Genomic DNA, 14,232 nt, shown 5'->3' with positions numbered 1-14,232 from the left:
CGGAAATGGATGTGACGCGGGTCACGGCGATCGGCGGGGAAAAGCGGGTAATCGCAGCCGCCCCCGCCGACTCTCACCAAGGTGAGGCCGCCTCGTCCTCCACAGCCGTCACCGCGGCCTCACGCCACCGAGAAGGCCCCACACCACCGAGAAGGCCCCACACCACCGAGAAAGGCGCCGCGCCGTGCACACCGCCGTCGAAGAGAACGTCCAGGCCCGTCTGATCCTCTCCACCCACCGCTCCGCCCGGCTGCGGGTCACCCTCTCCTACCGCCCGGAGGACCCGCTCGCCGTCCGGATGGCCTTCCCGGCCGAGTTCTCGCTGGACGAGCCGGCCGACCGGCCCGGCCAGGACACCAGCCAGGACACCGGCACGGACGGCGACTCGGACGGCGGCCAGGACATCGTCTGGGTCTTCGCCCGCCAGCTGCTCTCGGCCGGCCTGGAGCTGCCCGCCGGCGTCGGCGATGTCCACATCCGGCCCGCGGCCGGCCGGCGCACCATGGTCGAGCTGCGCGCGCCCGAGGGCACCGCACTGCTCCAGTTCGACAGCGCCGACGTCCGCCGCTTCCTCTGGCGCAGCCGGCTGGTCGTCCCCGAGGGCGAGGAGCACCTGCACCTGGAGCCGACCGGGCCCTGGCCGAGCTCCTCGGCTAGGGCGGGTCCCGCCGGAGCCCCGACGTCCGGGGGCGTCCCGGCGCCCCGCCCCTGCCCGCCGTCGGGCCGGGGCACCTTCCGGCCGAAGGCCGGGCGAAGAAGCGGCGGCCGCCCGGCCCGGACGGATCAGGAGGAGAGCCGGCGCATGAGCCGGACGCCCTGGGCCGCCGTCAGGTGCGGCAGGTACGCCTTGCCGATCGCCCGGGTGATGCTGGGCAGCGCCGCCGGGTCCGGGTACGCCATGAACAGCGGCCGGTACTCCGGCTGGAACTTCGCCTTGAACGCGAGCAGCGAGCGGAACCCGTACACCGGCTCCAGTACCCGGCCCATCCAGTCCAGCATCCGCTCCAGGCCGGTGGGCGCCGCGTCCTTCCCGGAGCGGGCCAGCGGTGCGCCGGAGAGCGAGAGGAAGCGCGCGCCCTCCTCCTTGAAGCCCAGTGCGGCCGAGGCGATCAGGAACTCCGTCACCCCGCGGAAGCCGTCCGAGCGCCGGCGCATGAAGTCCAGCGTCCAGCCGACCGGCGCCCCGTTCTCGTACACCGGCATCCAGCTGGTCAGCCCGTGTACGGTGCGGTCGGCGTCCACGGCGATCAGCAGCCGGACCGCCGGGTCGTCCAGCTCCTCCAGACCGCCGAGGGTGAAGCCCATCTCGGGCAGGCCCTTCTCCGAGACCCACTCCTCCGAGATCGAGCGGATCTGGTCCCGCAGCGCGAGCGGCGCGTCGTGGTAGGACCACCACTCGGCGGTGATGCGCTGCTTGCCGGCCTTGTTGAGGGCGGTGCGGATGTCCTGCCACTTGCGGCCGGTGAAGGCCAGCCCGGGCAGGGCGACCACGGTGTCCTCCGCGACCTGCAGCGAGCGCCAGCCGAGCTGTCCGGCGGCGGCCCTGGTCTCCGGGGTGACGCTGTAGAAGCACGGCGTCCAGCCGCGGGCGTCGCAGTAGCGGGCGAAGCCGGCCACCGCCCGGCGGCGGGCCTCCGGTTCGCCGAACGGGTCGCCGGTGGTCAGCGCCACGGTGGAGAGCACCCGGTAGGCGACGCCCGCCCGGCCCTCCTCGTCGAACCAGTAGTGGTTGCCGTCCCAGGTGGTGACGAAGGAGAGCGTGCCACCGCCGTACGCGGTGAGCAGCGCCCGGGCACGGGCCGCGTCCGCGGCGTCCGCGTGCACCACCGGCCGCCGGAAGGCCACCAGCAGCGCGGCCAGCGCGACCACCCAGAAGGTCAGGCCGCAGTACGTCTCCAGCAGCCGGGCCCCCCGGCCGACGGCTATCGGGTAGTCGGGCAGCAGGTCGTTGTAGGCGGGCGGCAGGAACTGCGCCGGCAGCCCGGAGACCAGCCCGCGGAAGGTCGCGCCGGGCTCGAACTGCCCCGCCAGCAGGAGGCCGAGGCCCGCGTACGCGGCGGAGGCGGCCAGCATCGCACCGCCGAGCAGGGCGGCGAGCCGGCCGAGCACCGCGCGCGGCAGCCGCAGGCCGAACCGCTGCCGGGTGACCAGCAGCAGGCCGCTGGTGAGCAGCGGCAGCAGCAGCGCCTCGACGAAGTACTGCACGACGTCGCCGGAGCCCGTCCCCGTCTCGGTGTACAGCCAGACCAGCAGCGCCGCCCAGAGCAGCTCGGTGGCGACGGTGATCCGCCAGGCGAGCCGCAGGCCGCGCCGCAGCCCCTCGGCGAGGACCAGCAGCAGGGCCGGGAAGAGCGCGGCCATCAGCCGGGCCGGGGTGTCGAAGATCCGCTCGACGGCGTGCGCACGGGCGCAGTCGTGGGCGGAGAGCGCGCAGAAGTCGGCCACCTCGTCGGGGGTGAGCCGGTGGGAGAAGTAGAGCTCGGAGAAGGTGTTGAACGGCCCGGCGGCGTTGTCGTACAGCGAGGCGATCAGCGGCCCGAGGGCGGCGGCCACCAGGCAGAGCGCGACCAGCACCCGGGCCTCGGTGTGCGAGGAGCGGTGCCGGCGCAGCTGCCACCGGCCCCGGGCCAGCAGCGCGCCGGCGCCGAGGCCGAGCAGCGCGCCGGCGAACCGCTGGACGCTCTGCAGGTGGCCGACGTACAGCGTCATCACCAGGGGGACGAGCACCACCAGCAGGTGCAGCCGGCGCCGCCAGAGCACGGTGAGCCGGAATCCGAGCACCCCGGCCAGCGCGAACAGGCCGGTGGCCGGGCCGATGGCGGTCTGCCCGGAGACGGCGGCGGTCCACGGCTCGCCGGCGCGCGAGCCGGCGGCGACCACCGCGGTGCCGAGCAGGGTGCCCACCAGCTGGCCGGCGACGAGCACGCCGGCCGTCCGCAGCTGCCCGAGCCGGTTCTCGGCGGCCGGGCCGACGAGGAGCAGCAACAGGCTGGTGAAGACGTACGAGGTGGGACTGGGGCACCAGAACAGCGAGGTGAACGGGGTCCACCAGCGCCCCTCGGTGAGCGTGGGCAGGCCGACGCCGACCTGGGCCAGCAGCCCCCGGGAGGGGCCGTGGGCCAGGCTGCCGGTGGCGCCGGCGACCGCCCAGAGGACGGCGAGCAGCGTGAGGGTCAGCGGCGCGGCGCGCAGCCGGGCGGCCGGCCCTGCGGGGGCCCGCCGCCCGGGCTGCGGGCCCGGTTCCGGGGCGGCCTCCGGCACCGGGGCGGCGGGGCCGATCCGCTGGGCGGGCAGCGCCGGGGCCGTTCCGAGGCGTATCACGGGGTCAGCCCGGTCTGCTGGGCCAGCCACGGCAGTTGGTCGATGATTCCGGGCCGGAAGATCACCCAGCCGTGTCCGCCCGGCATCAGGTCGAACTTGGCCTTCATACCCGCCGCCAGTACCGCCTGGTAGACCTTCTCCTGCTGCCCGCGGAACTGCTCGTCGGTGCGTCCGACGACGATCGCGCCGGCGGTGTCCGGGAACTGCTTGCGGGCCATGACGTGCAGGGGGTCGACGGCCTCGAACGCCGCGTTGTCCCCGCCGAAGGCGGCGTCGACGGTCTCCGCCCGGGTGCCCAGCGTGGGCTCGTCCTGGCCGGACATGTCGAGGAAGGAGCCGTAGACCTCGGGGGCGTTGACCGCGAGCTGGAGGGCGCAGGTGCCGCCCATGGAGGCGCCTCCGATCGACCAGGAGCCCCGGCCCTTGGCGGCCTGGAGGTGCTGGTGCACCCAGTCCGGGACGTCCTGCGCCAGGTAGGTCTGGACCTTGGCGATCTTCGAGTCGAAGCAGAGCGTGTTGGCCCAGGTGGAGCCCAGCTGGTCGGGCATCACCACGATCGGCGCCAGGCCCTCGTGTGCGGCGGCGAAGGTGTCCAGCGCCTCGTTCACCTGGGCGGTGTTCACCCAGTCCTCGGGCACGCCGGGCTGGCCGCCCAGCAGGACCACCACGGGAAGCAGCGGCCGGGGCGAGGCCTGGTAGGCGGGCGGCAGGTAGACGTAGGCGTCGCGGGCCTTGAAGCCCGACTTGGTCCCGGGGATGGGTGTCCGGGAGACGGTGCCCTTGTCCGGCAGCCCGGGCGGGGCGTGCCAGACCTCGGACAGCGGCTTTCCGGGCGGCGCCTCCACGGTGTCGGCCTTCTTGCTGGTGGTCAGCTCCTGCGTCTTGTTGAGCCAGGGCGCGAGCATGACCCGGCCGCTGGGGTACTGGTCGAAGCCGCGGTTGACCTGCGAGGAGGACATCAGCAGGACCAGCACCGCGCCGCCGACGGCCAGCAGCTTGCCCCGGCGGGGCAGCCTCGCCGCCCGGAATCCGGCCAGGCAGCCGGCGAGCAGCGCGACGGCCGTCCACCACCGGACGTACCGCGGCAGCCCCTCCGGGAAGGGGTGCCACCAGCCGTCGACGACGGCGTCCACCAGCAGGCTGAGTGCGGCGGCAGCGAGCAGCGCGGCGGGCAGCCGGCGGCTCCACCAGGCGCGGCCGCGGGCCAGCGCCAGCAGGAGCAGGGCTCCCCAGCCGGCGGCGAGCACGGCGTACGGGATCGGGCCGTGCGTCAGCGGCCAGTCGATCGGGTTCCAGCGGACGGCGAGCGAGACGGGCGTCATATCTTCTTTCCCGGCCGGGTGGTGTCGGCCAGGAAGCCGTAGGCGACCACGTTTCCCTGGTAGCCGCGTTCCTCGCTGTACCCGCCGCCGCAGGTGATCACCCGGAGCTGGGCGTCGGCGGCCTGGCGGTACACCCGGTCGTCCGGGAAGTCCTTTCGGTCGTGCACTTCGATGGCGTAGAGCTGGTAGACGGCGGTGGCGCCGTCCTCGCGGGCGATCTCGATCCGGTCGCCGCGGTGCAGCGCCCCCAGATGGTAGAAGACGGCGGGCCCGGTCCGGTTGTCGACGTGCCCGGCGATGATCGCGGTGCCGCGCTGCCCGGGTGTGGCGCCGCCGCGGTACCAGCCGGCGAGGTTCCGGTCGGCCTCCGGGGGTGCCTGGAGGTGACCCTCGCCGTCCAGGCCGAGGCCGGTGACGGGGGCGTCGAGCTTGACGGCGGGGATCCGGATCCGGGTGGGGGCGGAGGGGCCGAGCGGTGGGACGACGGAGACCGGGGCGAAGCCGGAGAGGGCCTGGCCGGCGGCCGGGGCCGGGGGCAGTTCGAGGTGACCGCCCTGGTTCAGCAGCCATGCCCCGAGGACGAGCGCGGCGCCGACCGCCAGGGTGCCCGGCCACGGGCTCCTGTTCTGCTGGGCGCCCACCCGGCGCTCCCCTCTACTGACAACGTGCTGGTTCCTGGGAGTTCCCTGGGAACCCATTCAACCGGACCGGACCTTAAGACACATCAATACGATGGTCGTACTGACACCCCCCGATTGGCAGGGCCGGGGGCGCGAGGCGTGCTCCGAGTAGGCCGTCGACCACCCAGAGAGAGCATCGGTCACCGCGGCGACCACCTGGCTCCACCCGCATGGACATCGACAACCCCAGCCGCCAGTCCGGTTGCATCAATCGGGCGATCACTTCCGACCGTCCGTGGTGCATCGCCGACCGATCGCGACCACATGCCATGCTGACCCCGCTCAAGGTCTATCACCGCATTTGTCTGACCGGACGTGCGACCGCCCCCCTCCTCCAGGCTGTCACGCTCCGTCCGCACGCCTCACGAACGGAGTGACCATGGACGCTCTCTCCCGCCGCACCCTACTGGCCGCCGGTGCCGCGACCGCAGCCACCCTCGCGGCCGGCTGCGGCGGAACCGGCGGGCCGGGAGGCGCGCACGCGGGCACCCCGGTGCCGGTACCGGCCAGCCCGGCGGCGGACCAGGCCGCACCCACATCCGAGACCCCCAAGCCCCCCGCCACCCTGATCGGCGACGGCTCCACCTCGGACACCGGCCCGCAGCCGGGCCAGCCCACCGGCGAACCGCTGAAGCTCGGCGAGCGGCCGCCGCAGTTCGTGGTCTTCTCCTGGGACGGCGCCGGCGAACTGGACAACGGCCTCTTCCGCCGGTTCCGCAAGCTCGCGCGGGAGCACAACGCGTCGATGACCTTCTTCCTGAGCGGCCTCTACCTTCTGCCCGAGTCCAAGAAGGACCTCTACCGCCCGCCGCAGCACAAGGTCGGCGCCTCCGACATCGGCTACCTGAGCGATCAGCACATCCACGACACGCTGGAGAACCTGCACGCGGCCTGGCTGGAGGGGCACGAGATCGGCACCCACTTCAACGGGCACTTCTGCGGCGCCACCGGCGTCGGCCAGTGGTCGCCGGAGGAATGGGACAGCGAGATCCAGCAGGCGATGGACTTCGTCATGAACTGGAAGACCAACACCGGCTTCACCGACCTGCCCGCGCTGCCCTTCGACTACCGCAAGGAGCTGATCGGCAGCCGCACCCCCTGCCTGGAGGGCCAGCGCAACCTGCTGCCGACCGCCGCCCGGCGCGGCTGGAGGTACGACAGCAGCGGCAACGGCACCCAGATCTGGCCGCAGAAGATCCAGGGCGGCGCGCTCTGGGACCTCCCGCTGCAGTCCATCCCCTTCCCCGGGCACACCTTCCAGGTGCTGTCGATGGACTACAACATCATGTTCAACCAGTCCGGCAGCAACACCAAGGCCGACCCCTCGCTGCACGCGGCGTACCAGACGCAGGCCCGGGACTCCTACCTGATGGGCTTCGAGCGGGCCTACACCACCAACCGGGCGCCGTACGTCATCGGCAACCACTTCGAGCAGTGGAACGGCGGCATCTACATGAACGCCGTCGAGGACGCGCTCAGGGCCATCGCCGGCCGGCCCGACGTCCGGCTGGTCTCCTTCCGCCAGTTGGTGAACTGGCTGGACGCGCAGGACCCGGCGGTGCTGCGCAAGCTCCAGAGCCTCGCCCCCGGCCAGGCCCCGGCCGGCGACTGGGAGACCTTCCTCGGCTCCCCCGCCCCGGCGAGTGCCCCCGCCGCCGCGGCCTCCCCCGTCGCCGGGGGCAAGTGACCGTCAGCCCTTCCGCACCCGGCCGGCCACCAGCGCGCCCAGCAGCGCCACCCCGGTCATCGTCAGGAAGATCACCGCGAACGCACCGGCCGAGCCGGTGCCCTCGACGCCCTCGTGGGCGGCGGCCGTCGCGCCGCCGCCCAGCGCCGAGAACAGCACCCCCGACAGGCCGACCAGCAGGACGTTGCCGAGCGCGTCGCTCATCTGCAGCGAGGCCGAGTTGGCCCCGGCGTCCTCCGGCGCCGACAGCTTCATCATCAGCACGCTGACGCTCGCCACCGTCAGCCCCATGCCGATCCCGCCGACGCCCCAGGCCACCACCGCCGCCCAGACCGGCACCGCCGGCACCAGCACCAGCGCCGCGCCCGCGATCGCCAGCGCGGTCAGCACGAAGCCACCACGGATCATCGCCTCCCGGTACCGCTCCGCGCCCGGCCGGCCCTGCAGCCAGGAGCCCAGCGCCCAGGAGAGGCCGCCGCTGGTCAGCGTGAGCCCGGCCAGCGTCGGCGAGAGGCCGCGCTGGGTGACCATCATCAGCGGGATGAACGCCTCGGCCGCGAAGAACGCCCCCGCCGCCACCCCGCGCAGCAGGATCACCGTCGGCAGACCGCGCCCGGCGCGCAGCGTCCCGGTCGGCAGCAGCCCCAGCACCGCGGGCAGCAGCAGCGCCGCACCCACGACCGCCGGGACCAGCCCGAGCAGGTCGAGCCGCTGGCCGGCGTACTGCAGCAGGCCCGCGCCGACCGCGGCCATCGCGGCCAGCAGGGTGCGGCGGCGGTCGAAGCCGGCGCCCTTCAGCACCGGCTGCTCCCTCTCGGAGCGGCGCAGCGCGGGGCCCATCACCGCCAGCGGCAGCAGTATCAGCACCGGGACGGCGAGGAACACCCAGCGCCAGCCCAGGTGCTGGGTGACGAGGCCGGACACCACCGGGCCGACGATCGAGGGCAGCACCCAGGCCGAGGAGAAGGCAGCGAAGACGGACGGCCGCAGCCGCTCCGGGTAGGCCCGGCCGACCACGACGTACAGCGCGACGATCACCAGACCGCCGCCCAGGCCCTGGATCGCCCGGCCCCCGACGAAGACCCACATCCCGGGCGCCGCCCCGGCCACCACCAGGCCCGCGCCGAACACCGCGATACCGGTGAACAGCGGTTGCAGCGGGCCCCGCCTGTCGCACCACTGGCCGGAGACGACCAGGGCGAACAGGGTGGTGGTGAAGTAGCCGGAGAACGCGAAGGCGTACAGCCCCAGCCCGTCCAACTGACGGGCCGCCACCGGCATCGCGGTGTTGACGGCCGTCGCCTCGAAGGCGAGCAGCAGGACCACCGAGACGATGCCCAGGGTCAGCGCGCGGTAGCGGCCGCCGAGAACCCCTCCGGAGTCGGTCGTGTCGGGGGGTGTCGGGGCGGCGTCGACCGGGGTGGGGGAGGCTGTGGTCATACGAAACATCGTAAGACCCGTCCAATGGTATGACCCCTGACCCGGGTTGGTGATCGACTACTCCGAGGGACCTAGGACCGGGCCCGCCCCGGCGTCAGTGCAGCACCTTGAGGCCCACCACGCCGGAGACGATCAGCAGCAGGCAGCCGATCCGGGCCGCCGTGACCGCGTCCCCGAGCACCGCCATGCCGTACAGCGCCGTCCCGACCGCGCCGATGCCGACCCAGACCGCGTAGCCGGTGCCGATCGGGATGGACCGCATCGCGTACGCCAGCCCGCCCATGCTGAACGCCAGCGCGACGCCGAAGACGACGGTGGGGACGAGCCGGGAGAACCCCTTGGACGACTCCAGGGCCACCGCCCAGACGGTCTCCAGGACGCCGGAAAGAATCAGAACGAGCCACGCCACGACGACAGCACCTCCGCAGTCAGCAGCGGCCGGGTTGCCGCTGTGCTGCGCCGTCTTGTCGTCACCGGGTACGACGCGCTCGTCCGGGGCGGCCGGAAAACGACCACCTGCCTTCGACGGTAGCACAGCCCGCCATGCAGAATTTACAAAGGGATATTGACGTTCCCCGCCCATTCCGCCAAGATGAATTCACCAACACGGTGAACGACGACAGGAGTCGGCAATGGACAGGAAGACGGCGGCCCCCGCGGCCCTCCGCACCTGTACCCCCGCTCCCCTGTGTTGTCGCGCCTGTCGCTGCTGCCGCTGCGCCTGAGCCGCACCCGCAGTACAGCTCCACCCCATGGCCGTGTGCCCGAGTGGTTGAGGGAACCGCCTGCAAAGCGGTTTACACGGGTTCGATTCCCGTCATGGCCTCCACGAAAGAGAATTGCCGGTCGGCGCCGTTTGCGCCGACCGGCAATTCGCCGTTCCATTTTCCGGAGAATTCCCGGAGAATTCCCGGAGAAATTCCCGGGGGTGACCGGCGGGCCGCCCCCGCCGGGCCGCCCCCACCGGGTCAGCCGGTGACGGCGTCCTCGGGGCGGATCGGAAGGCGGCCGACGGGGAGCCCGGTGGCGGCGCGGACGGCGGCTGCCACGGCGGCGGGGGCGACCACGGCCGGGGCGGCGCTGACCGCCTTGGCGCCGAAGGTGGCGACCACGTCGCGCTCCTCCAGCAGGGCGGCGATCCGGACCTCGGGGGTGTCCAGGGCGGTCGGCAGGCGGTAGCCGGTGAGGGAGGTGTTCACCAGCACGCCGCCCTCGGTGCGCAGGTCCTCCAGCAGGGCCAGGCCGACGCCCTGGGCGACGCCCGCCTCGATCCGGTCCTCGATCTGGCGCGGGTTGAGCGCCCGGCCGACGTCCTGGGCCACCGTCATGTCGACGACCCGGACGGCGCCGAGCTCGATGTCCACGTCCACCACGGCCCGCATCGCGCAGAAGGCGATGGAGACGAAGGCGTCGCCCTGCCCGGCCTCGTCCAGCGGCTCGGTCGGGTGCGGGCGGCACTGCGCGGTGGCCCACAGCTCCTTGCCCTCCAGTGCCTCGGCGACGGGCATGCCGAGCACCCCGTCGTAGGAGGTGATCTTGCCGTCGGAGATCTGGAGCAGCTCGACCGACATCCCGAAGTCGGCGGCGATCGGCTGGAGCAGCTGGTGGCGGACCATCAGCGCGGCCCGCTCGACCGCGCCGCCGGAGACCCAGGTGTGCCGGCCGCGGGCGGAGGGCCCGGCGATCGACTGGTCGCTGTCGGCCGGCGCGATGTACACCTCGCTGACGCCCAGCACCGACTGCACGATCTGCCGGGCCAGGGTGGCGAAGCCCTGGCCGGAGTCGACGGCCGCGCAGATCACCGTGGCGTGGTCGCCGCTGACGCGCACCGTCGCGGTGGAGACCTCGTCCTCGCCCTCGGCGCCCAGCATGTGCACCATGCCGACCGCGTAACCGATGCCGCGCCGCACCGCCGCCGGGTCGCCGGCGCCGCCGGGCCCGCCCGGCAACAGCCACTCGGCGTCCGGGTCGTCCACCGGCAGCGGCGGCAGCGGCTCGGAGGAGACGGCCTCCAGCAGCGCGGCCACCGGCGCGGGGCAGGTGACGGCCTGTCCGGTGGGCATCGGGTCGCCGGTGGCCATCGCGTTGCGGCGGCGGATCTCCACGGGGTCGACGCCGACCCGGGCGGCCAGCTGGTCCAGCTGGGACTCGTAGGCGAAGCAGGCCTGGAGGGCGCCCTCGCCGCGCATCCGGCCGGCCGGCGGGTTGTTGGTGCGCACGGCCCAGGCGTCCACGAAGACGTTCGGGCAGACGTAGGGGCCGACCGAGAAGGCGGTGGCGGCGGCCAGCGCCTCGGCGGAGACGTCCGCGTAGGCGCCGCCGTCCAGCAGGATCTGCGCCTCGACCTTGACCAGCCGGCCCTCGGCGTCGGCGTGGTGGCGGTAGCGCAGCAGCGCGGGGTGGCGGGAGGTGTGGGTCTGGAAGGACTCCTCGCGGGTGAGCGTCATCTTCACCGGCCGGCCGGTGCGCAGTGCCAGCAGCGCCAGGGTGACCTGGAAGGAGAGGTCCTCGCGGTCCGAGGTGGCGCCGGGCACACCGGTGACGACCAGTCGGACCCGGTCCGGCTCCAGGCCCAGGCAGGTGGCGGTGCGGTCGCGGTCGCCGTGCGGGTCGGTGGAGGAGAGGTGCAGCTCGACGCCGCCGTCCGGGCGCGGCACGGCCAGGCCCGCCTCGGCGCCGAGCGGTGCCGGGTCCTGCCGGCCGACCTGGTAGAGGCCTTCGACGATGATCTCGCCGGCCGCCTCCGGGTCCCCGGTGCGCAGCGGCAGGTGGCGGAACAGGTTGCCGTCCGGGTGCAACGCCGGCGCGGTGAAGGCCTGCTCGGGGTCGGTGACCGCCTCCAGCGGCTCGTAGTCGACGGTGATCAGGCCGACGGCGAGGCGGGCGGTGTCCGGGTGGTCGGCGGCGACCGCGGCGACCGGCTCGCCGTGGTGGCGGACCACGCCAGCGGCGAGCACCGGCCGGTCGGCGACGATCGGGCCGGCCGGCGCGCCATCGGGGCCGCCGTCCGGGCCGGCCGGCAGGTCGGCGGCGGTGACCACGGCGTGCACGCCGGGCAGGGCGAGCGCGGCGGAGGTGTCGATGCCCTTGATCCGGGCGTGCGGGTGGGGCGAGCGCAGCACCGCGCCCCAGAGCAGGCCCTCGGCCCAGAGGTCGGCGGCGTACGGGTAGATGCCGAGCGCCTTGGGCAGGGCGTCGCTGCGCAGCGGGGAGCTGCCGAGCCCGAACGGCTCCGGTGCGCCGCCCTCGTCGCCGTCCTGCTGGGGTGCTGCGCCGATGTCGGTAGGCGACGTCATGATGCGTGGTCGTCCTCGGGGAGCCGGATGCCGTGGGCGGGGGTGGCGCCGTACGGGACGCCGGCGGGGGCGGTGCCCTCGGCCGGGACGCCGTGCGGGGGCGTGGGGACGTACGGCGTGCCGTGCGCGGGCGTGCCGTCGAAACCGGTGCCGTCGAAACCGGGACCGCCGTAGCCGGGACCGCCGTAGCCGGCGCCTTCGAAGGCGAGGCCCGGCAGGGCGGTGCCGTGTGCGGGGGTCGGTTCGTAGACCGGGCCGTCGTAGGGCGAGGCGGGGTCGTAGGACGGGGCGTCGGCGTAGCCGGGCTGCTGCGGGTAGCCGCCATCGGCGAAGGCGCCGGGCGGGTAGCTGCCGTGGGCCGGGGCGTGCGGGCCGCCCTCGCCCTGCCCGCCGGTCGCCTGCCCGCCTGGCCCCTGCCCACTCATCTGCGGGTAGCCGGCCTGCTCGGGGTAGCCCTGCTGCGGGTAGTAGCCCTGGCTGCCGTCGGCCTGTGCGGGGATGCCCGGGACCGGCGGGAGCACCGCGGTGTCGTAGACGCCGGCGTCGTAGCCGCCGTGGCCGTCCGGCGTGCCGTACTGCATGCCGCCGCCGACGCCCGTCCCGGCGGTTGCCCCGCCGGCCGGAGCCTCCTCGGCGGGCGGCTGCGGGACGTGCTCGATCCAGGCGTCCTCGTCGGTGTACACCGGCAGGTCGGCGGCCGGCCCGGGCTCCTCCGGCGCAGCCGGGACGGGGGCCCCGGCGGTGCGGGCGGCGGCCTCCCCGGCCGGCTCCTCGGCGGGCGCCTCGTCCGTGCCCTCGGCCTCCACCGCACGCGCGTCGGCGATGGTCTGGACCGCGGCCAGCACGCCCCGGTAGCCGGTGCAGCGGCAGAGGTTGCCGCAGAGTGCCTGCCGGGCCTCGACCTCGGTGGGCCGGTGGTTGCGCTGGAGCAGGTCGTGCACGGCCATCGCCATGCCGGGCGTGCAGTAACCGCACTGCACCGCGCCGGACTCGGCCAGCGCCTGCTGGACGTCGCTGGCGCCACCGGCGGCCGACAGGCCCTCGACGGTGTTGATCTCGCTGTCCGCGGCCAGCGCGGCGGGCACCAGGCAGCCGGCCACCAGCTGCCCGTCGACCTGCACCGAGCAGGCGCCGCACTCGCCCTGCTCGCAGCCGTCCTTGGCGCCGGCCAGGCCGAGCCGCTCGCGCAGCACGTAGAGCAGGCTCTCGCCGATCCAGGCGTCGGTGACGGGCCGTTCGAAACCGTTGACCCGCAGCGTGTACGAGGCGCAGGGGCGCAGCTCGCGACTGACCTGCGGCGCATGGTCGAACAGGCCCGCGTCGAGGGTTTCGATGGGGTCAGTGGTCACTTCAGCGCCCTTCCCAGTGCCCGTCGGGCCAGCACCGATACGGTACGCCGCAGCCGAACGGCGGCCGCGCTCGGCCCCTCGGTCACGGCCTCCCAGGCGCCCTCGGCGCCGTAGCTGTCGGGTACGCAGGCCGCGGCCACGTACTCGCCGAAGGCAGCGGTCGCGGCGGGGTCGATCTCCCGGCTGCCGTCCCAGTCGATGCAGCCCGCCACCCAGGCCTCGGCCTCCAGCGGCCGAAGCGGGACGGGGGCGACGGCGCCGACGGCGCAGCGCACGGCGCGCCGGGCGGGGTCGAGGACGAGGGCGACGGAGGCGGTGGCGCGGGCCGGGCCGCTGCGGCCGGTGGCCTTGAGGAAGACCTGCGGGGCGTGCAGCAGCGGGACGCGGACCCAGGTGAGCAGTTCGCCGGGGCGCAGCGGGTCGAGGCCGGTGAGCAGGTGGCTGACCGGGACCTCGCGGGTGGCGCCGGCCCGGGCGAGGGTGACGGTGGCCTCGAGCGCGGTGAGCACCGGGAGGGTGTCGCCGGCCGGCGCGGCGGTGGCGATGTTGCCGCCGAGGGTGCCGACGTTGCGCACCTGCGGGGGTCCGGCGGTGCGGGCGGCGTCGGCGAGGGCGGGGATGAGCGCCGCGAAGTCGGGGCGGTCCATCCGGGCGTGGGTGAGCCCCGCGCCGAGGACGGCGGTGCCGCCGTCCTCGTAGCGCCAGCCGCGCAGCTCGGTGATCCGGCCCAGGCCGATCAGGGCGGCGGGGCGCAGCCGTCCGGCGTTGACGGCCTCCATCAGGTCGGTGGCGCCGGCCACCGGTACTGCGGCCGGGGTGGCGGCCAGCGCGTCGACGGCCTCGTCGAGGGAGGCCGGCAGCATGATCGTCCGGTTCACCTGGGTCCCACCGTGCTCCACTTGCTCATCGATCGCCTGCCGCCCGCGGCCCTCGGCCGGGGTGTCCGCGTCGGCAGCCCGGCCTGGCCCGTAGGGTACGGGCGATCGGGCCGGGTTGGGCAACTCTGGCACACAATGCTCGATGATCATTTCGGGACGGGCGTACGGAACTGCCCGATTGGGACGGATACCGGGCGGTATCTGCTCCACTCCGGACCGGACTGAAGCAGATGTTCATCTGTTCTTGACGTCAGATGAC

At 74.2% G+C, this 14,232-nt stretch carries 9 protein-coding genes, 1 tRNA gene, 2 pseudogenes and 1 riboswitch; of the genes and pseudogenes, 3 read left to right on the top strand and 9 right to left on the bottom strand.

Annotation, left to right across the window (positions count from 1 at the left end; genetic code table 11):
* Positions 1-73 precede the first annotated feature (73 nt).
* Positions 74-475: a hypothetical protein gene (locus OG286_RS25120; RefSeq protein ID WP_405365784.1), complete on the bottom strand. Its 402-nt coding sequence runs from the start codon at positions 473-475 to the stop codon at positions 74-76.
* Here OG286_RS25120 and OG286_RS25115 point away from each other — a divergent pair.
* A pseudogene (locus OG286_RS25115) lies at positions 404-550 on the top strand (SsgA family sporulation/cell division regulator); the annotation flags it as partial. The gene OG286_RS25120 and the pseudogene OG286_RS25115 sit on opposite strands and share 72 nt — an antisense overlap.
* A 233-nt stretch (positions 551-783) precedes the next feature.
* Here the strand turns inward: OG286_RS25115 and OG286_RS25110 are convergent.
* Genes OG286_RS25110 through OG286_RS25100 form a run of 3 tightly spaced genes read right to left on the bottom strand, consistent with a single transcriptional unit; the run spans position 784 to position 5,284 of the window.
* Positions 784-3,321: a rhomboid family intramembrane serine protease gene (locus OG286_RS25110; RefSeq protein ID WP_405359993.1), complete on the bottom strand. Its 2,538-nt coding sequence runs from the start codon at positions 3,319-3,321 to the stop codon at positions 784-786.
* On the bottom strand, positions 3,318-4,643 hold the full coding sequence (locus OG286_RS25105) for an alpha/beta hydrolase (RefSeq protein ID WP_396322747.1): 1,326 nt from the start codon (positions 4,641-4,643) through the stop codon (positions 3,318-3,320). The genes OG286_RS25110 and OG286_RS25105 overlap by 4 nt, the downstream gene beginning before the upstream one ends.
* On the bottom strand, positions 4,640-5,284 hold the full coding sequence (locus OG286_RS25100; RefSeq protein WP_396322748.1) for a class F sortase: 645 nt from the start codon (positions 5,282-5,284) through the stop codon (positions 4,640-4,642). Before OG286_RS25100 ends, OG286_RS25105 begins: the two co-directional genes overlap by 4 nt.
* Positions 5,285-5,702: 418 nt before the next feature.
* Here OG286_RS25100 and OG286_RS25095 point away from each other — a divergent pair, with 418 nt between their 5' ends.
* Positions 5,703-7,010, top strand: a complete 1,308-nt coding sequence (locus tag OG286_RS25095) for a hypothetical protein (protein ID WP_396322749.1) — start codon at positions 5,703-5,705, stop codon at positions 7,008-7,010.
* A gap of 3 nt (positions 7,011-7,013) precedes the next feature.
* Here the strand turns inward: OG286_RS25095 and OG286_RS25090 are convergent, their stop codons facing one another.
* Together OG286_RS25090 and OG286_RS25085 are read right to left on the bottom strand one after the other, a co-directional pair.
* Positions 7,014-8,450 carry an MFS transporter gene (locus OG286_RS25090; protein ID WP_396322750.1) on the bottom strand — a complete coding sequence of 479 codons (1,437 nt, stop codon included), beginning with the start codon at positions 8,448-8,450 and terminating at the stop codon, positions 7,014-7,016.
* 94 nt (positions 8,451-8,544) lie between these two features.
* On the bottom strand, positions 8,545-8,859 hold the full coding sequence (locus tag OG286_RS25085) for a DMT family transporter (RefSeq protein ID WP_396322751.1): 315 nt from the start codon (positions 8,857-8,859) through the stop codon (positions 8,545-8,547).
* Between the two features lie 44 nt (positions 8,860-8,903).
* Positions 8,904-8,969: riboswitch (guanidine-III (ykkC-III) riboswitch) on the bottom strand.
* A 235-nt stretch (positions 8,970-9,204) separates the two neighbouring features.
* On the opposite strand from OG286_RS25085, the gene OG286_RS25080 reads away from it, so the two are divergent.
* Positions 9,205-9,279: transfer RNA gene (locus tag OG286_RS25080), tRNA-Cys, on the top strand.
* 139 nt (positions 9,280-9,418) lie between these two features.
* Here OG286_RS25080 and OG286_RS25075 read toward each other — a convergent pair.
* The 3 genes and pseudogenes from OG286_RS25075 to OG286_RS25065 all read right to left on the bottom strand — a co-directional run bounded on the left by OG286_RS25075 (position 9,419) and on the right by OG286_RS25065 (position 13,958).
* A complete protein-coding gene (locus OG286_RS25075; protein ID WP_396322752.1) occupies positions 9,419-11,746 on the bottom strand; it encodes a xanthine dehydrogenase family protein molybdopterin-binding subunit in 2,328 nt (775 codons plus the stop codon).
* A gap of 826 nt (positions 11,747-12,572) precedes the next feature.
* A pseudogene (locus tag OG286_RS25070) lies at positions 12,573-13,020 on the bottom strand ((2Fe-2S)-binding protein); the annotation flags it as partial.
* Between the two features lie 71 nt (positions 13,021-13,091).
* Positions 13,092-13,958: an FAD binding domain-containing protein gene (locus OG286_RS25065; RefSeq protein WP_396322794.1), complete on the bottom strand. Its 867-nt coding sequence runs from the start codon at positions 13,956-13,958 to the stop codon at positions 13,092-13,094.
* Positions 13,959-14,232 lie beyond the last annotated feature (274 nt).

It is taken from the genome of Kitasatospora sp. NBC_00039, assembly GCF_045160625.1.
Taxonomy (GTDB): domain Bacteria; phylum Actinomycetota; class Actinomycetes; order Streptomycetales; family Streptomycetaceae; genus Kitasatospora.
This window is presented reverse-complemented; position numbering and strand designations above follow the sequence as displayed.